The sequence below is a fragment of the Salinigranum marinum genome, assembly GCF_024228675.1.
GTDB classification, from domain to species: Archaea; Halobacteriota; Halobacteria; order Halobacteriales; family Haloferacaceae; genus Salinigranum; species Salinigranum marinum.
Genome location: NZ_CP100461.1, coordinates 2,951,889 through 2,968,658 on the forward strand (window position 1 = coordinate 2,951,889; position 16,770 = coordinate 2,968,658).

General features: G+C 69.5%; 24 protein-coding genes. 18 read left to right on the plus strand and 6 right to left on the minus strand.

Features of this window, described 5'->3' with window-relative positions:
• Positions 1-46 precede the first annotated feature (46 nt).
• From NKJ07_RS14600 to NKJ07_RS14615, 4 genes are all read left to right on the plus strand, one after another.
• Positions 47-919 carry a TIGR01548 family HAD-type hydrolase gene (locus tag NKJ07_RS14600; protein ID WP_318567537.1) on the plus strand — a complete coding sequence of 291 codons (873 nt, stop codon included), beginning with the start codon at positions 47-49 and terminating at the stop codon, positions 917-919.
• A 119-nt stretch (positions 920-1,038) separates the two neighbouring features.
• The gene (locus tag NKJ07_RS14605) at positions 1,039-1,302 is read left to right on the plus strand and encodes a DUF7534 family protein (RefSeq protein ID WP_318567538.1); all 264 of its coding nucleotides are present in this window, start codon (positions 1,039-1,041) and stop codon (positions 1,300-1,302) included.
• A gap of 73 nt (positions 1,303-1,375) precedes the next feature.
• Positions 1,376-2,044, plus strand: coding sequence for an NADPH-dependent F420 reductase (npdG, locus tag NKJ07_RS14610; protein WP_318567539.1), 669 nt, complete (start codon positions 1,376-1,378; stop codon positions 2,042-2,044).
• Between the two features lie 255 nt (positions 2,045-2,299).
• Positions 2,300-3,403, plus strand: a complete 1,104-nt coding sequence (locus NKJ07_RS14615; RefSeq protein WP_318567540.1) for a class II histone deacetylase — start codon at positions 2,300-2,302, stop codon at positions 3,401-3,403.
• 7 nt (positions 3,404-3,410) lie between these two features.
• Here NKJ07_RS14615 and hisE read toward each other — a convergent pair whose 3' ends face one another.
• From hisE to NKJ07_RS14630, 3 genes are all read right to left on the minus strand, one after another.
• Positions 3,411-3,776, minus strand: a complete 366-nt coding sequence (gene hisE, locus NKJ07_RS14620; RefSeq protein ID WP_318567541.1) for a phosphoribosyl-ATP diphosphatase — start codon at positions 3,774-3,776, stop codon at positions 3,411-3,413.
• Between the two features lie 52 nt (positions 3,777-3,828).
• The gene (gene pdxT, locus NKJ07_RS14625) at positions 3,829-4,431 is read right to left on the minus strand and encodes a pyridoxal 5'-phosphate synthase glutaminase subunit PdxT (protein ID WP_318567542.1); all 603 of its coding nucleotides are present in this window, start codon (positions 4,429-4,431) and stop codon (positions 3,829-3,831) included.
• 137 nt (positions 4,432-4,568) lie between these two features.
• Entirely contained in the window at positions 4,569-4,733 is a 165-nt protein-coding gene (locus NKJ07_RS14630) for a preprotein translocase subunit Sec61beta (RefSeq protein ID WP_103424023.1), read from the minus strand.
• Positions 4,734-4,836: 103 nt separating this feature from the next.
• Here NKJ07_RS14630 and NKJ07_RS14635 point away from each other — a divergent pair, with 103 nt between their 5' ends.
• The gene (locus tag NKJ07_RS14635; protein ID WP_318567543.1) at positions 4,837-5,106 is read left to right on the plus strand and encodes a thioredoxin family protein; all 270 of its coding nucleotides are present in this window, start codon (positions 4,837-4,839) and stop codon (positions 5,104-5,106) included.
• A 67-nt stretch (positions 5,107-5,173) separates the two neighbouring features.
• Positions 5,174-5,323: a 50S ribosomal protein L40e gene (locus tag NKJ07_RS14640; protein ID WP_136590726.1), complete on the plus strand. Its 150-nt coding sequence runs from the start codon at positions 5,174-5,176 to the stop codon at positions 5,321-5,323.
• A gap of 72 nt (positions 5,324-5,395) precedes the next feature.
• Here NKJ07_RS14640 and NKJ07_RS14645 read toward each other — a convergent pair whose 3' ends face one another.
• Positions 5,396-6,019, minus strand: coding sequence for an MBL fold metallo-hydrolase (locus tag NKJ07_RS14645; protein ID WP_318567544.1), 624 nt, complete (start codon positions 6,017-6,019; stop codon positions 5,396-5,398).
• Between the two features lie 98 nt (positions 6,020-6,117).
• Here NKJ07_RS14645 and NKJ07_RS14650 point away from each other — a divergent pair, with 98 nt between their 5' ends.
• The 3 genes from NKJ07_RS14650 (at position 6,118) to NKJ07_RS14660 (ending at position 7,562) form a co-directional block, all read left to right on the plus strand.
• Entirely contained in the window at positions 6,118-6,300 is a 183-nt protein-coding gene (locus NKJ07_RS14650; RefSeq protein WP_318567545.1) for a DUF5786 family protein, read from the plus strand.
• Positions 6,301-6,307: 7 nt separating this feature from the next.
• Entirely contained in the window at positions 6,308-6,877 is a 570-nt protein-coding gene (locus tag NKJ07_RS14655; protein WP_318567546.1) for an endonuclease dU, read from the plus strand.
• A gap of 64 nt (positions 6,878-6,941) precedes the next feature.
• On the plus strand, positions 6,942-7,562 hold the full coding sequence (locus tag NKJ07_RS14660) for a uracil-DNA glycosylase (RefSeq protein ID WP_318567547.1): 621 nt from the start codon (positions 6,942-6,944) through the stop codon (positions 7,560-7,562).
• 30 nt (positions 7,563-7,592) lie between these two features.
• On the opposite strand, the gene NKJ07_RS14665 is transcribed toward NKJ07_RS14660, so the two are convergent.
• On the minus strand, positions 7,593-8,327 hold the full coding sequence (locus tag NKJ07_RS14665) for a DUF6498-containing protein (protein ID WP_318567548.1): 735 nt from the start codon (positions 8,325-8,327) through the stop codon (positions 7,593-7,595).
• A 199-nt stretch (positions 8,328-8,526) separates the two neighbouring features.
• Here NKJ07_RS14665 and hisH point away from each other — a divergent pair, with 199 nt between their 5' ends.
• The 6 genes from hisH (at position 8,527) to NKJ07_RS14695 (ending at position 13,974) form a co-directional block, all read left to right on the plus strand.
• Entirely contained in the window at positions 8,527-9,195 is a 669-nt protein-coding gene (gene hisH / locus NKJ07_RS14670; RefSeq protein ID WP_318567549.1) for an imidazole glycerol phosphate synthase subunit HisH, read from the plus strand.
• 345 nt (positions 9,196-9,540) lie between these two features.
• A complete protein-coding gene (locus tag NKJ07_RS14675; RefSeq protein WP_318567550.1) occupies positions 9,541-10,911 on the plus strand; it encodes an eIF2B alpha/beta/delta subunit family protein in 1,371 nt (456 codons plus the stop codon).
• 136 nt (positions 10,912-11,047) lie between these two features.
• Positions 11,048-11,851: a prephenate dehydratase gene (gene pheA, locus NKJ07_RS14680; RefSeq protein WP_318567551.1), complete on the plus strand. Its 804-nt coding sequence runs from the start codon at positions 11,048-11,050 to the stop codon at positions 11,849-11,851.
• A 282-nt stretch (positions 11,852-12,133) separates the two neighbouring features.
• Positions 12,134-12,559 carry an Hsp20/alpha crystallin family protein gene (locus tag NKJ07_RS14685; protein WP_318567552.1) on the plus strand — a complete coding sequence of 142 codons (426 nt, stop codon included), beginning with the start codon at positions 12,134-12,136 and terminating at the stop codon, positions 12,557-12,559.
• Between the two features lie 245 nt (positions 12,560-12,804).
• On the plus strand, positions 12,805-13,293 hold the full coding sequence (gene hsp14 / locus NKJ07_RS14690; protein WP_318567553.1) for an archaeal heat shock protein Hsp14: 489 nt from the start codon (positions 12,805-12,807) through the stop codon (positions 13,291-13,293).
• A 228-nt stretch (positions 13,294-13,521) separates the two neighbouring features.
• Positions 13,522-13,974: a pyridoxamine 5'-phosphate oxidase family protein gene (locus tag NKJ07_RS14695; RefSeq protein WP_318567554.1), complete on the plus strand. Its 453-nt coding sequence runs from the start codon at positions 13,522-13,524 to the stop codon at positions 13,972-13,974.
• 113 nt (positions 13,975-14,087) lie between these two features.
• Here the strand turns inward: NKJ07_RS14695 and NKJ07_RS14700 are convergent, their stop codons facing one another.
• Positions 14,088-15,062 (minus strand): phosphoribosyltransferase family protein, encoded by a 975-nt coding sequence (locus tag NKJ07_RS14700; protein ID WP_318567555.1) that lies wholly within the window; start codon positions 15,060-15,062, stop codon positions 14,088-14,090.
• 232 nt (positions 15,063-15,294) lie between these two features.
• On the opposite strand from NKJ07_RS14700, the gene NKJ07_RS14705 reads away from it, so the two are divergent.
• From NKJ07_RS14705 to NKJ07_RS14715, 3 genes are read left to right on the plus strand one after another with little or no spacing between them, the layout of a single operon-like run.
• Entirely contained in the window at positions 15,295-15,684 is a 390-nt protein-coding gene (locus NKJ07_RS14705) for a 30S ribosomal protein S6e (protein WP_318567556.1), read from the plus strand.
• Between the two features lie 4 nt (positions 15,685-15,688).
• Positions 15,689-16,126 (plus strand): DUF7112 family protein, encoded by a 438-nt coding sequence (locus NKJ07_RS14710; protein WP_318567557.1) that lies wholly within the window; start codon positions 15,689-15,691, stop codon positions 16,124-16,126.
• Positions 16,127-16,164: 38 nt separating this feature from the next.
• Entirely contained in the window at positions 16,165-16,578 is a 414-nt protein-coding gene (locus NKJ07_RS14715; protein WP_318567558.1) for a DUF5807 family protein, read from the plus strand.
• Positions 16,579-16,770 lie beyond the last annotated feature (192 nt).

Sequence of the window (16,770 nt, forward strand, 5' to 3'; positions counted from 1 at the left end):
ACCGCGAACCCGAACAAACAAAGCCTCCGCGCGCGCCAGCGAACGTATGTACGTCGACGCGGTCGTCCTCGACATCGACGGCGTCCTGGTCGACGTCGCCGACTCGTACCGACGCGCCATCGTCGAGTCCGTCGAACGGGTGTACGACGCCTCCGTCGGATCCGACGCGGTACAGGCGTTCAAGGACGCGGGCGGCTTCAACAACGACTGGGAGCTCACGTACGCCGCGGCCCTCTTCGTCCTCGCCGGGCGCGAGGGGTACGACGGCGACGTCGGAGCGTTCACCGACGCGATCGCCGACGCCGGCGGCGGCCTCACCGCCGCCGAGTCGGTCGTCGAACGGACGTTGGATCCCGCCGCGCACGGTCGGGTCCGCGACGCGTGGGAGCCACAGCGGTTACGAGCCGTTTTTCAAGCACTGTATCTCGGTGCGGACCTGTACCGCGACCTCGAAGGTGACGAGCCGCCGTTCGACGCCCCGGGCTACATCCACGACGAGCCGGTGCTCGTCGCCGGCCGGACCCTGGAGACGCTCGGTGCGACCTCCGACCTCGGCATCCTGACCGGGCGGCCGGCGGCGGAGGCCGACATCGCGCTGTCGCGGGTCGGCCTCGCGCTCGACGACCGTCACCGTTTCACCATGGACGACTGGAACGAGGGCAAACCGCACCCGGGTGCGCTCGTGACGCTCGCCGAGCGGTTCGACGCCGATCGCGTCGCGTTCGCGGGCGACACGCTCGACGACGTCCGCACCGCGGTTCGGGCGGCGGAGACGGATCCGGCCCGGGAGTACCACGGTATCGGGGTGCTCACCGGCGGGCTCCGAGGCAGTGAGGGCCGCGAGAAGTTCGTCGCCGCGGGGGCCGACGCGGTGGTCGAGACGGTCAACGACCTCCCCGCCCTCTTCGGCGACGGCTGACGCCGGCGTCGGAAGTTGAAAGAACAGCGACCGCCGGTGAGCGACAGCCACGCACACCCACGCGGACACGGCGACGGAGCTTTGCCCACGGCGGGCGAGGTGGGCGACGAGACTGGACAATGGGTCGCTTCCCGACGTACGTCGTCACGATGCTCGCCCTCGACCTCCTGGGCGTGTCGCTCGCCGCCGGACTGCTCCCGCCCGACGCGGTCACACAGACGTACGCCCTCGGCCTCACGCTGGTGGCCGCGCCGGTCGTCGCGTACTGGCTCGTCTACCGCGAGGGGTTCGAGCGCTTCCAACTCGGGCGGCTGCTCGGGCGCAGCGAGAGCGAGGCGAACGACGGCGGACGAACCGACGCCGACGAGCCGAACCGCGACTGACTCCGAGCGTCGCGAGCGCGGCAGTGTCCGCCGGTCACGCAACGCTTACCTCCCGTCCGTTCCGCGTTGGAGTATGCGCATCGCACTCCTCGGCGGAACAGGCGACATCGGGCAGGGGCTCGCGCTCCGCTGGGCCTACGATACGGACCACGAGATCCTGGTCGGTTCGCGCGATCCCGACCGTGCCCGCGAGAAGGTCGAAGAGTACCTGACCGAACTGGACAGCCGCGGCGTCGAATCGAATATGAAGGGCTTCGCGAACGAGATGGCCGCCGACCGCGCCCGCGTCGTCGTGCTCGCGGTGCCGCCGTATCACGCCGGTGACACCGTCTCCGCGGTCGCGGACTCGCTGTCGGAGGGCGACATCCTCGTCTCCCCCGCGACGGGGATCAAGCGCGACGACGACGGCTTCCACTACCACCGCCCCGGTGCCGGCTCGGTCACCAAACTGGTCGCCGACGCCGCCCCCGAGGGCGTCCACGTCGTGGGCGCGTTCCACAACCTCGCGGCCGGCCGCCTCGCGGACCTCGACGCGGAGCTGGGGGTCGACACGCTCGTCGTGGGCGACGACCCCGACGCGAACGACATCGTGACGCGGCTCGCCGAGGAGATCGAGGGACTGCGGGCGCTCGACGCCGGCGGGATCGCCAACGCCCCCGAGATCGAAGCGCTGACGCCGCTTCTGATCAACGTCGCCCAGCACAACGACGGGATGCACGATCTCGGCGTACGGTTCCGGTGAGTCGGTCCACCGCACGTCGCTCGCGGGCGCCCTGACCGACGGCTTTTTTATACCGTGACCTGGCGGACGGCGTTCTCGATGGAAACGGCCTGACGACGGGGACGAGCGGCTTCACCGTCGGCCGACCGGGTGAGCCCCAATACTTAATCCGCAGAGCCGAGAATCATCTTGATTAATGACGAGGGATCTGACACCGTCGACGACGGCAGCGAACGGGAACCCCGGCAGCGAGATCGCTCCGGCGGGGTGGTGGCGATGAGCACCGGACTCGTCTGGGACGAGTGGTATATGTGGCACGACACGGGTAGTGCCGCGGCGTTTCTCCCGGCCGGGGGGCCGATCCAGCCCGACACGCACGCCGAGAACCCGGAACCGAAGCGCCGGTTGCACAACCTCCTCGACGTGAGCGGCGTGCTCGACAGCCTCGTCTCGATCGATCCGCGGCCGGCGACCCGTGAGGAACTGCTCCGGTTCCACACGCCCGACTACGTCGACGAGGTCGCCGAGCAGAGCGAGGGGACCGGCGGCGACGCGGGTGAACTCACGCCGTTCGGTCCGGACAGTTACGAGATCGCTCGGCTGGCGGCCGGCGGGGTGATAGCGGCGACGGACGCCGTCGTCGAAGGAGCGGTCGACAACGCCTACGCGCTCGTCCGCCCGCCGGGCCACCACGCCGAGGCCGACGTGGGGCGCGGGTTCTGTCTGTTCGGGAACATCGCGGTCGCCGCGATGCACGCCCAGGCCGAACACGACATCGACCGGATCGCCGTCGTCGACTTCGACGTCCACCACGGCAACGGCACGCAGAAGGCGTTCTGGGACGACCCGAGCGTCCTGCCGATCTCGATCCACCAGGACAACTTCTACCCGCCCGGGGAGGGCGCGGTCGACGAGGTCGGCGAGGGTGACGGCCACGGCTACACCGTCAACGTCCCGCTGCCGCCCGGATCGGGCGTCGGCGCGTACGAGACGACGTTCGAACGGGTCGTGTTGCCCGCGCTGGACGCGTTCGAACCGGACCTCGTCTACCTCGGGGCGGGCGTCGACAGCGGCGCGATCGACCCGCTGGGGCGCATGATGCTCCACTCCGACGGCTACCGGGAGCTGACCGGACTGCTGCTCGACGCGGCCGAAGAGCACTGCGACGGGCGGCTCGTCGCCGCCCACGAGGGCGGCTATTCGAGCGCCTACGCGCCGTTTTCCGGACTGGCGATAATCGAGGAACTCCGTGGGGAGACGAGCGACGTCGAGGACCCGTTCATGCCGATCTTCGGCGAACTCGGCTACCAGGAGCTACAGCCGCACCAGGAAGCCGTGATCGACGACGCCGCCGGCAACCTCGACATCGCGCTTCGGTAGGGGTGGGTCAGAAGCGCGCTTCGAGTTCGTCGCGGAGGTCGTCCACGTCAAGCTCTTTCGTCGACAACAGCACCAGCAGGTGGTAGACGAAGTCGGCCGACTCGTGCAACAGCTCCGCGTCGTCGTCGTCCTTCGCCGCCAGCACGATCTCGGTCGACTCCTCGCCGAGCTTCTCCAAGACAGCGTTCTCCCCCTTCTCGTGGGTGAACAGTGAGGCGGTGTACGACCCCTCGGGGAGGTCGCGCTTGCGGGCCTCGATCGTCGCGAACAGGGAGTCGAGGACGTCCGCGGTATCGTGGTCCGCGGCGTCGGGCGTCTCCCCACCGTCGGCGTCGACAGCGGAGTCACCGGCAGGGTCAGCGTCGTCGCTCATGCACGGACCGAACCCGCCGAGAAGCGAAAAGCCTGCGTCTTCGATCGGGCGTTCAGTCGGACAGCTCCGCCGGGGTCGACTCGAAGAAGGCCAGCCGGTGGAGGCGAACGTCGTCGGTGAGTTCGGGGTGGAACGACGTCCCGACGACGGGGCCGTCGCGGACGGCGACCGGGCGACCGTCCCACTCGGCGAGCACCTCGACGTCGGGACCGACGTCGTCGATGAGGGGCGCGCGGATGAACACCGCGGGGAACGGGTCGTCGAGCCCGTCGACGTCGATCGGTGCCTCGAAGCTGTCGATCTGGCGGCCGAAGGCGTTGCGGTCGACGGTCACGTCGAGGAGATCGAGCGGCTCGACCCGGTCGTCCTTCGCGTCGCGCGAGGCGACGATGAGCCCCGCACACGTCGCCAGGACGGGTTTGCCGGCGGCGACGTGCCGTTCGATCTCGGCCGCGATTCCCTCCTGGTGGAGGAGTCGGGAGATGGTCGTCGACTCGCCGCCGGGCATGAGCAACACGTCGCAGTCGGGGACGGTTCCCGACTGCCTGATCTCGGAGACCGTCGCCTCGGTGCCGTGGGCCGCCGCGGCGCGTTCGATCGCGTCCGCGTGTTCCGAGACGTCGCCCTGAACGGCGATGACGCCCGCGTGTAACATATAGAACCGCTCGGTGGCGGATTCATAAAAAGGGCGCGTCACGCGTCGAACGGTGGGCAATCGTCCAGTCGCACGCAGCCGTATCGGTGAAGAGAACGAACCGGGACGACGGGGATCGAACGGGAGTGACGCGGTCGCTACAGCGCGACGACGTTCAGCACCATCACGAGGACGCCGAAGAGGAGTCCGAACGCGACGACGGTCTTCGGGTCGATACGGATCGCGTTGCGGTCCTCCGCGTCGAAGTAGCGGACGAGCCCCGCGCTCGACATCAGGCCGCCGCTGTTTTGGCCGCTGCTCATACTCTCACCTGTGACGGTCGACCGCCTAAACGTTTCGTTCGCGACCGGCGCCGCTCGCGGTGGGAAATCCTTATGCGGTCGAATCGGCAATCGACGTGACGCAATGAGCGTTCGACTCAAGGACTTTTACGCCGACTGGTGTGGGCCGTGCAAGCAGCAGGACTCCATTCTCGAGGAGATCGTCTCGGAGTGGGGCGACGGCCTCGAACTCGAGAAGGTCGACGTCGACGAGAAGCAGGACGTCGCCAACGAGTACTCCGTCCGCTCGCTTCCGACGCTCGTCGTGGAGAACGACGACGGCGTCGTCGACCGGTTCGTCGGCGTCACCCAGCGCGAGGAGATCGAGGCCGCGCTCCGGCAGGCCGAGGCCTGACCCCGTCTTCTCCGTCGTCCGTCGCCGTCTCGCAAGCGTTATGACGCCGAGTCGTGTAGCCGCGTGCATGGCGAGTTTCGACGCGGCCGAGGAACGGACGCTGAGCAAGCAGATCTGTATGCGGTGTAACGCACGGAACCCCCAGCGGGCGACGAGTTGCCGCAAGTGCGGCTACAAGAACCTGCGACCGAAGTCGAAAGAACGGCGCGCGGCCTGAGCGGCCGCGCGCGGACGCACGCGGCCCGTCGCTGGTTCTCTTTCGGGGTTCGACCGGGCCGTCGTATGTCGGCTACTCGGGGTACTTCGGCTGGCGCAGTTCCGCGCGCGACAGCGCCCGCTCGATCACTCCCCGGACGGTGTCGTCGTCGGCGTAGAAGACGTCGCCGTGACCGGCGTACATCGCCGTGACCGAGTCGGGCAACAGCTCCAGCAGCGTCCGGAGGCTCTGGATGAGTCGTTCGCGTGACTGGCCCGCCATGTCCGTTCGGCCGAAGCTCCCGTCGTCGTACGCGCCGTCGTCGTAGACGACGACGTCGCCGCTGAACAGCCGTTCGTGCGAGAGGAGCGAGACGTGGTCGGCGGCGTGGCCGGGCGTGTACACCACGTCGTACTCGTCGTCGCCCATGGCAAGCGTGTCGCCGTCTTCGAGTTCGTGGGTTCGGCGGGGGTGGTCGGCGTAGGCGTACAGGTCGGCGTCGAACGCGTCCAGCACCTCGTCGAGCCGGCCGACGTGATCGGAGTGCTGGTGGGTGAGCACCACCCGGTCGAGCGTCTCGGTGTGGGCGGCGACGACGTCGGCGACGCCCGGCATCGTCCCCGCGTCGACCAGCGTCGGCGTCTCGCCACCGACGAGATAGGCGTTGCAGGTGAACTGGTCGGCCTCGGCTGTGACCGTGACCACGTCGTCGTTCATACCCGGCCGTACGCCGCCCGACGGTTAAAAACCAGGAGGTCACCGTGTGAAAACGCCCGTATGGTTTTTCACGCGGTACTCCGTATGTTCGAGACGAGATGGGGTTCGGAAGCTACGACGAGTCCGAACAGGAAAACCAGGAGATCGAAGCGGACTACGACGAGGAAGACGCCGAACAGACCGCGAGACACGTCCACGATGGAACCGTGGAGTTCGACATCGGGGCGTCGAACGACGAACTGCTCGATCGGCTCAAAGACATCAAAGAGACGGACGAATGAACGGCCGGTGAAGCCCGGCGTCCGCGCGGTCGGCGTCGCCGCGTCCGACGGGGCGCGCGAGGGCGACCCGAGCGTGCTCTGTGGCGCAGTCGTGCGCGCCGACCGGGTCGCCGACGACTTCTCCTTCGCCGCCTGTACCGTCGGTGGAACCGACGCGACGACCGCCATCGAGTCGATCGTCGCCGATCTCGACCGCGAGGACGCCCGCTACCTCCTCGTCTCGGGCGTGGCACCCGCCTGGTTCAACGTCGTCGATCTCTCGCGGCTCGCCGACCTCACGGAGCGTCCGGTGCTCTCGGTCTCCTTCGAGGAGAGCGCCGGCCTCGAACCCGCCCTCCGCGAGGCGTTCGACGGCGACGCGCTCGACCGACGGCTCGGGACGTACCGGGCCCTCCCGCCGCGCCGTCGCGTCGACGTGAACGACGAGACCGTCTTCGTCCGCGCGGTCGGGTGTGACGACGACGAGGCCGCCCGTCTCGTCCGGGCGTTCACCCCCGAAGGTGGGCGGCCCGAACCGCTTCGCGTCGCGCGACTGGCCGCACGGGGGGCGCGACGGTGGCACGAGCGAAGTGGGTGAGCGATCCGCGCGACTGCTCGGCCACAACGGTCGGGGTTAAGTGCGCGTAGGACCGCGGTCCGGCATGGACACAGAGCCCGGTGTCGAGTTCGACGGGCGGTGCGTCACGGCGTGCGAGCGCTGCCCCGACCTCGTCGACTCCCGGAGCCGAATCGTCAACGGGGTCGGTCCCGACGACGCCGACGTAGTGTTCGTCGGCGAGGGCCCCGGCGCGACCGAGGACGAGGAGGGCGAACCGTTCGTCGGCCGGTCGGGGAGCGTCCTCGACGAGGCGCTCCGCGACGCCGGTCTCGCTCGGAGCAGCGTCCGTATCACCAACTGCGTGCGCTGTCGCCCGCCCGACAACCGCGACCCGACGACCGAGGAGTTGGCGAACTGCCGCGGCTTCCTCGAAGCCGAACTGCGGACGGTCGACCCCGACGTGGTCGTCACCCTCGGGAAGGTGCCCTCACAGCACCTGCTCGGCCGGTCGGTCGCCGTGACGAAGGAGGCCGGGAGCGTCCACGACCTCCGAGTCGACGACACCTCGCTCCGCCTCCTCGTGTCGGTCCACCCCGCAGCGACGCTGTACGACCGGAGTCAGCGCGAGGGCTTCTTCGAGACGATCGCCGCGGCCGCACGGTTGGGCGGCGTCGACGTCGACGGGTCCGACGGCGGGGGGCAGGCGAGCCTCGGCGACTTCTGATCCAGGTCGGGGGTCAGCCCACGTCGGGAGTCAGCCCGCGTCGATTCGCTCGCCCCGACGGTCGTCGACCGCGGTCCGTTCGCGCCGACGCTCGGCCGCGCGGTCGTGCTCTGTGAGGTGGGCGTAGAGGTCGGTCACCGTCTTCAGCCCGACGAGCAGGACGAGCGCGGCGACCGGCGCGCCGACCGCCGTGACAACGAACGCGCCGAAGACGATGGTGAGGTGGAGGACGACCACCCGGCGGTAGGGCTCTTTCATCTGGACGCCGGGCGAGGTGGCGCGGTACTCCTCGTTCCCGACGAAGTTCACGAGGAACGACCCGGCGTGGCTCACCACCATCCCGAGCACCCCGGCGAGGATCGTCGCGAGGGCGAGCCCGCCGGAGCCGGGTGCGGGCGCGAACAGCGTGAAGACGAAGGCGCCGTGGACGAGCCAGAAGATCCCGTAGTGCATGACGAAGAAGCCGGCGACGGAGCCGTTTTCGGGGTAGAGGTGGAGGCCCTCGACCGGCTCCGCGGGGCCGGAGAGGTCGACCTGCCGGCCGTTGACCGTTGCGGTGAAGCCGTCGGGAACCGCCGACCCGGACGCGAGCAGGATCTTCGGGACGTTCAACGCGCCGATGACCCCGCTTTCGAACCAGTAGATGACGAGGATCGTCGAGAGGCTCCACCCCAAGAAGGCGACGCCGACGAGGGGGACGAGGTTGACCGCGACGAGGCCTGCGACGGCCAGCGACGACGACGTTCCGGATGGGCGCAGGCGCATGGCCGAGGAAGGCTCCGGAGGGAGATAATCGTTGTCCGGAGAGGGTCAGACATCGGAGCAGGACGCCGACCGTCGCCGGTGGCGCGCGAGTCGCGGTCCGCGATCTGCGGCCAGTCGCCCGAGGCGGCGTTCGAGCGTGTTCGGCCGTGAGCGTCGCGGGAACGGAAACGCACTTGAGCGCGACTGTCGAACGGCTCGTATGAGCACATCGGAAGCCGCCGGAGCCGACGAGACCCTCGCGTCCGTGGTCATCGTCGACTACGGCCTCGGGAACCTCCGCTCGGCGATGCGCGGGCTCGAACGCGCGGGGGCCGACGTGACGATCTCCGCGGACCCGGCGACGTTCGACGATGCCGACGGCATCGTCCTCCCGGGAGTCGGCGCGTTCAGCGAGGGGATGGAGAACGCGGGGCCGTTCCGCGAGGCACTCGCCGACGCCGCCGACGCCGGGACGCCCGTCTTCGGTATCTGTCTCGGGATGCAGATGCTCCTGACGTCGAGCGAGGAAGCCGACCACGCCGGCGAGGGCGAAGTCGAGGGGCTGGACTTCGTCCCCGGCCGGAACGTCCGGTTCGACGAAGGGCAGAAGGTACCGCACATGGGCTGGAACGAACTCCAAGTTCGGAGAGAGCACCCGATCGTCGAGGGGGTCGACGGGGGGTACGCCTACTTCGTCCACTCGTACTACGCCGCGCCCGACGACCCCGAGAGCGTGGTCGCCACCACCGACTACGGGGTGACGTTCCCCGCCGTCGTGACCAATCGCGAGGGGAACGTCTTCGGGACGCAGTTTCACCCCGAGAAGTCCGGCGAGACGGGGCTTCGGATCCTCCGGAACTTCGTCGAACTCTGCGCCGAGACGGAGTGAGACGAGAGCGGCCGTCGCTGCGTGGAACCGTCCGGCGGGCGGGGTGCGGAGATCGTTCACCGACGGACGGTCTGCAGTGAATCGCCCTGGGAGCGGGGTGAAACGAGTCCACCCGACGGCCGGCTCTCGCCTGCGGTGCGGTGGCGCGCGAGGAGCGAGCGAACGGAGTGAGCGGGTGACCGCGCGAGGGATGAGCGACCGAGCGATCGCAGGGAGCGATGGAGCGAATCGGCTGGGGAGGAGGTGGCGGAACCACCCTGGCGCCCGCTTGACGACCGGACGCGCTATCGCTCACACGACGACCGGACCGGGAGTTATCCGGGTGGCCCGCGTGCTGTGACACGCATGACGACAGCGGGGGACACGGGGGCGGTCGACGAACGCGACGGCCGAGACGACCGAGCCGGCGACGACGAACCAGAAACAGGAACCGAAGTCCGAGAGCGCCACGTCGTGACGGTCTTTCTCCGCAACGGGGGCGAGGTGTTGCTCCTCCGGCGGAGCGACGAGGTGGGCACCTACGCCGGGCTGTGGGGTGGCGTCTCGGGCTACGCCGAGGGCGACCCCGACGCGGCGGCCCGGTGGGAGATCGACGAGGAGACCGGGCTGGGCGACGCCGTGACGCTCGTGCGGCGCGGGGATCCCGTCGCGTTCACCGACGGGACGCTCGGGATCCACTGGGTCGTCCACCCGTTCCTGTTCGACTGCACGGAGCGGGCGGTCGACCCGAACGAGGAGGTGCGAGCGACGACGTGGGTGCCACCGACGGTGATCCTGCGCGGGGAGACCGTCCCCGAACTGTGGACCGCCTACGACCGCGTGCGGCCGACCGTCGGATCGGTGGCGGCCGACACGGAACACGGCTCGGCGTGGCTCTCACTGCGGGCGCTGGAGGTGCTCCGAGACGAGGCGGGACGCCGAGCGGCCGGGCGCGGGACCGACTGCGAGCCCGAGGGACCGGACGGCTGGGACGCGGTGGCGGCGACCGCACGGGAGTTACTCGACGCGCGGCCGAGCATGGCCGCCCTGGCGAACCGGGTGAACCGCGCGATGAGCGACGCCGACGAGGAGACGGCGGCCGCGGTCGAACGCGCCGCCCACGCCGGCATCGGACGCGCGCTCGACGCCGACCGGGAGGCGGCGGCGGCGGCCGCGGAGCGGGTCGCCGGCGAGACCGTGCTCACGCTCTCGCGCTCCGGGACCGTCGAGCGGGCGCTCTCGTCGACCTCCTCCGGGCCGAACCGCGTCTACGTGGCGGAATCACGCCCCGCCCGCGAGGGCGTCGGCGTCGCCGAACGGCTCGCCAGCGAGGGCGTCGCCGTGACGGTCGTCACCGACGCGGCGGTCGCGCACGTGCTCGCCGAGCGGGCGATCGACAGGGTGGTCGTCGGCGCGGACACCCTCTTGCCCGACGGGAGCGTTCTCAACAAGACCGGCACCCGCGGGGCGGCCATCGCGGCCGCGAACGAGGGCGTCCCCGTCGACGCCGTCGCGGCGGCGGACAAGATCGCGACGGCGGCGACCGTCGCCGGCGAGACCGGCCCCGGCGAAGCGGTGTACGACGGCGACGCCGCGATCGACGTGGAGAACCCGACGTTCGACCACACGCCCGCGGCGTTCGTGACGGGCGTCGTGACCGAGCGCGCCGTCCTCGACGCCGACGAGGTGTCGGAGGTGGCCGACGAGTATCGAGCGCTGTCGGCGTGGCAGGGGTGAGCAGCGGAGCACCGAAATCGGTGGACCCGGCTGGATGCCGGTGGACACGACTGCTGAGGGGTCACGGCCGAACGGAACAGAACGGAACGGGCATCACCCGACGGCCTTTTGCCACCGACCCGAGAAATGAGCGATCATGAGAGCCATCACCCTCGGTCCCGCGGGGACGTACTCCCACCGGGCCGCGCGGGCGGTCGCCGACGAGATCGAGTTCACCGAATCGGTCACGTCCATCGTCGAGGCGGTCGCCGACGGGACATACGAGCGCGGCGTCGTCCCGATCGAGAACAGCATCGAGGGTTCGGTCACCGAGAGTCTCGACGCCCTGGCGGAGTACGAGGTCGCTGTGACACAGGAGATCGTCACGCCGATTCGCCACGCGCTGTTGGCGCAGGGGCCCGACTTCTCGGTCGTGGCGAGCCACTCGCAGGCGCTGGCGCAGTGTCGCACCTACCTGGAGACGGAGTACCCCGACGTCAGCCTCGAAGCGGTGGCCTCGACCGCCCGCGGCGTCGAGCGGGCGCGGGAGGACCCGACGGTCGCGGGCATCGGGCATCCGGACAACGCGGGCGGCGAACTCCAGATCCTGGCCGAGGACATCCAGGACCGCTCGTCGAACGCGACGCGCTTCCTGGTCGTCGCGCCGCAGTCCGAGCGGTCCGAGGCCGGCGGCAAGAGCTCCATCGTCGTCTACCCGAACGCCAACTACCCCGGCCTCCTGCTCGAACTGCTGGAGGCGTTCGCCGAGCGCGATATCAACCTCTCGCGCATCGAGTCGCGGCCGTCGGGGAACCGGCTGGGCGACTACCTGTTCCACATCGACTTCGAGGCGGGCCTCTACGAGGAGCGCACGGCCGAGGCGCTCGCGGCGGTCGAGGAGATCGCCGCGAAAGGGTGGGTCCGAACGCTCGGCTCGTACGACTCGCGCCACGTCGTCTGAGCGGGGCGGACGGGTCCTGCGTGTGACCCGGGATCGACTCGTCGATCGGTGTCTGGTCAGCGGACGGATACCGGAGCGAACGCTGAAGTGCCGTCAGCAGCGCAGCCGACGGGGATGCGACGCAGGCGAGACGAGCGCGTGAGCGCCAAGGCGGTGAGGTCGGTCGCTGATCGTTCACTCTCGTGCGCCGACCGTGATCGGCCGGGTGGGCGTGACACGGCTCTGCCCGACGGTCGAACCCGGGTAACGCTCAAATCCGTCGCCCACGTACCGACAGATGTGATGCCCGACAGACCGAACCCATTCGAGGATATCGAACGGTTCTTCGAGCGCATGAACCGGAGCTTCGGCGACGTGGGGGTGAGCCCGCGGCTCCACGAGGTGGCCGTCGACGTCGCGGAGACGGACACGGAGATCGTCGTCACGGCCGACCTCCCCGGCTTCGAGACCGAAGAGGTCACCATCTCCCTGTCCGAGCGCGACCTCACCGTCGAGGCCGACCACGAGGAGGAAGTCGAAGCGCGCGAGGACGCCCGGTACGTCCGCCGCGAGCGGACCCACCGGCGACTGTCGCGGACCGTACGGCTCCCGGACGCAGTCGACGAGGACGCCGCGACCGCCGAGTACCGCAACGGCGTCCTCACCGTGACGCTCCCGCGCGAGACGGTCGAAGCCGAGGACGATACCCACACGATCGACATCAGCTGACGCCGCCGCGTGGCGGGTGGAGCGCATCCCGAAGCCGGACCGGTCGGCGGGTCGTCGAGCCGACGCCGGCGGGTGTCGGGCCGGGCGCGGCGTCCGGCCGCCCGATCGGCTCGACGATCGGTGACAGACACCCGACACCGCTATTCGTCCGGAAAGCCGAAGTAGCGACCGTCTAGCGTGCGAATACCCATCACATGTCCTACAATCTTTAATATTTCAGACGGCGTCTTAGCGTTCGATCCACAGTGATGCGAGGTACCAACTTCGGTGACGACGCGTTCGACTTCCGATCGATGTTCGAGCGCATGAACCGCCAGTTCGAGGAAATGAACCGCCAGTTCTCCCAGTTCGCGGAGTCGACACCCGCGCTGGAGTCCGGCACGTCGCTCCCGGCCGTGATGAGCCAGGGCGGGATGCGGATCGACGTGGCCGACCACGACGACGAGATCGTCGTCACGGCTGACCTCCCCGGCTTCGAGAAAGCGGAGATCGACCTCTCGATCGCGGGCGGGGCGCTGACGATCCGTGCCGACCGCGATGTCGACGCCGAACACGAGTCCGAGAACTACGTCCGCCGCGAACGACGCCGCCACTCCGTCCGCCGGACCGTCTCGCTCCCCGCGGCGGTCCGCGAGGCCGAGGCCGCCGCGTCGTACACGAACGGCGTCCTCACCGTGACGCTCCCCAAGGAGTCCGTCGCGGACGACGACAGCCACCACATCGACGTCGAGTAAGCGACCCGCCGACGCGACCGTCGTCGCGCCAGATCGCCGCCCGGGGTCGGTGACCGCGGACCGTTCACTTCGTCTCGTCTCCGTCTCCCCCGTTTCGCTTTTCATCTTCGTCCGTCTTCGTCCGCCTTCGTCCGTCTTTGGACGCAGGTTCGTCCGGCGTCGGTTCCGCTTCCCGCCGCGCTGGAATCACCGGCCCGTCTTTTGTTCGTCCCGTCGAAACGAGTTCGTATGTCACCAGACGCGAGTGTTCTCCAGGGACATATGATGCCTGAATCGGAGATCGACCAGTTGCTGACGGAGCGGGGGATTGGCGTCCTCTCGATGGCGAACGGGGGCGTTCCGTACGGGATTCCGCTCTCGTTCGGCTACGACGGGGAAGACCGGCTCTACTTCCTGCTCGTGGGCCACTCGGAGACGGGGCGGAAGGTCCGCTACGCCGAGGAGGCGGACGAGGCGAGCTTTCTGGTGTTCGACGTCGAGTCGGACAGCCGGTGGCGAAGCGCGATCGTTCGGGGGCCGCTCAGCCGGATCACGCCGTCGGCGTGGGACGCGGCCCGGGAGTCGATGGCCGACAACGCGTACCGGCCCGACCTGCTCACGGACGTCGACGTCCGATCGGACCCGCGGGTGTGGGTGCTCGAAGCCGAGCAGCGGTCGGGGCGAGCGATGGAGGGGACGTGAGCCGCCTCCGAACGGTAGATGGATGAGGAGACGGTTCGGTGAGAGGTGACGACGCGGCCGAAGGCCGGGACCAGGGACCGAGACCGGACTCGGGCTCGAGAACCCCACCCAGGTTACGACGAGAGCCGGGCGAGCCTGGTCGTGACGTACGCGCCCGCCCGCCCTAGGACGCCCAGTGGGTCCGAGCGGAACCGCTTGAGGTGCCACTGGCTCTCGCGGCGGGCGACGGTGAGGCGGTCCTGGCGAATCATCTGGTCGTGCTCGACGCTGTACACCGAGCGGTCGGTGCGGCGGGCGATCTCCAGCGCCTGCTCGTGATCGCTCTCGACGAACAACACCGCGTCACACTCGTTGTACACCGCCGCCTTGTACGCGGCGTGGGCACCGAGCCGCTGTCGCGTCTCCTTGTCCGGGAGGTCGAGCATGATCAACTCGCCGTACTCGATACCGTGTCGCGCCAGCCACGCCTCGGTCTCCGGGCGGTACTTCTCCAGCCGCGCGGTGACGATCCACCCGATCGGCTTCGACGGGACGACGAGCGGGTCGACCGTCGAGACGAACTCGCGGTAGCGCGCGCCGTCGTCGTTCTCCTTCGGCGTGGGGTCCCGACAGAGCACGCCGTCGAGGTCGAAGCAGCTCTTCGGGACGACGCCCGGGTGGTGCATCAGGTTCCACCCGAAGACGCGGGGTTCCGCGACGACGTCCGCGTAGGTGTCGACGTGCTGTTTCCCCTGTGGGCTGACGTACACTGCGCCGAAGACGATCTCCGTCGTCGCGGGGAGCGTCGCCGCGTCGATCCGCGCCCGTGCCTCGGTCATCGCGGAGCCGGTCAGGACACTGTCGTCCAGCACGAGCACCCGGTTCGGTACCCCGTCGGGGTCGGCGTCGAACCGGGCACCGGTCGCGAGGACGCGTGACTCGAGGAAGCCGTCGAGATCGGTCAGCGGCACGTTGAGGTGCAACGAGAGGATCGTCCCGGCCAGGAGTCCGCTTCGGGGGACGCCGACGACGAGGTCGATGTCCCGCGGGAGCGCGGGGAGCCACCGCTTGATGTCGGCGTCCAGGTCCGCGATGCTCCGGTAGTTCACCGGCGTCCTCCGGGCGGCGTGCGCGCGATGTCGACGACTTCACCCCCACGGTCCGCACGGTCCGCGCCGCGGGGCGAACGAACCGTTCTCCGAATCCAGTAACTCATGAGAGACAGTATTCGTGAGACGAGATAACGATATCTGTCCGGGGGTCAATCCGCCGTGTTAGCGTTCGTCACTGCCGGCGCTCGTTTCGACGCGCTTTTTATCGGCCGCCGGCAGAGTCCCACGCATGGCAGACTTCCAGGTGGTCGTCGCGGACCCCGACTCCGGCGCGACCTACCAGACAGAGGTATCGGGACAGGACGCGAACCGGTTTCTCGGACGCGACCTCGGCGACGAGGTCGACGGCGGGGCCGTCGGACTCGACGGCTTCACGCTCGAACTCACCGGCGGCTCCGACGCGGCCGGCCGACCGATGCGTGCGGACGTCTCCGGGCCGAGCCTGACGGAGATCCTCTCGACGGGCGGCGTCGGCCACAAGCCGACCCGCGACGGCGAGCGCAAGCGGATCACCGTCCGTGGCCGACAGATCTCCGACGAGACGGTGCAGGTCAACGCGAAGGTCGTCGCCGGCTCCGGCGACGTCGCCGCCGCGTTCGGCGCGAACGACGACGAGTAAGGGCGTGCCGGAGCGCGTCCCCAGCGATCATCCGTCCGTCACGACGTACCGGACACACCTCCGACGGAGCGGCGGCACCCGCCGGCCGTGTCTCCGACTCCCCGCGGACGTCGCGGCCGAGGCGGGCGAGATCGTCCGGCTCGTCCTCGACGGCGACGAGCGCCACGCGCCCGTGACGAGCGACACGAAGGGACTCGTGATCCGGAGCGCCCACGACAACCGCCGGATGGCCCGCGAGCGCGACGGGGAGAACCGTCTCGTCGAGTGGGCGTCGGCCGTCGGTCGCGACCCCGACGATGCGGTCGAACTCGACGAGATCGAGGCGGGGACGCTGTACGGCCTCCGCGTGCCGGGTGTTCGGGCGGTGTACTCGGCGACCGAGACGCCGCGCGACTCGCTCAGCGCGATCGCCGAACGGCTCGAACGCGACGACGACGCCTAGTCAGACGGGCTTTTCAGCCTGGCCCGCCCACCCGAGGTATGAGCAAACTCGACGAGTTCCTCGCGGGCGACCGCCTCGACGATGTCGCGCTCTTTCTCACACACGAGTATCTGGACAGCGAGGGAAAGCTCGCGAACTACGGCGAGGAGGTCGACGACGGCGTCGTCCTCGTCGTCGAGGGCGAAAAGGGCCGCCGGATGTTCGCCTCGGGCACCGGGATGGACGCGATGGGGTTCGCCAAGCAGGCGATGGAGGTCGAGGGCCACATCGACCGCGACCTCGGCGGCGGCGACGCCCCGGACGGCGGCGACGTGCAGTTCGTCTTCGCCTTCGCCGAGGCGGAAAACGAGGAGGTCGGCGGCCGCTACGCCGACGGCGACGTCATCCACGCGTACGCGTACTCGTCGGGCGGCACTGCCTTCTCGGACCGCTGGGTCGTCGGCGCGGAGTGAGCTACCGGGCGGCCCCCGAACGGCGTCTGCCGTTCGAACGCCGTCCGTCCGACACGGACAGAAAGCTCATTACACACCCCGCATGAGCACCGGTGCCTTCGGGGTCCTCGGTCTGTCACACGCCCCGTGGTTTCGGGTCGTTTCCCCCCACGACCCTCCCCCGGTTCTTCCGAACACCCGGACGGAGAGCCC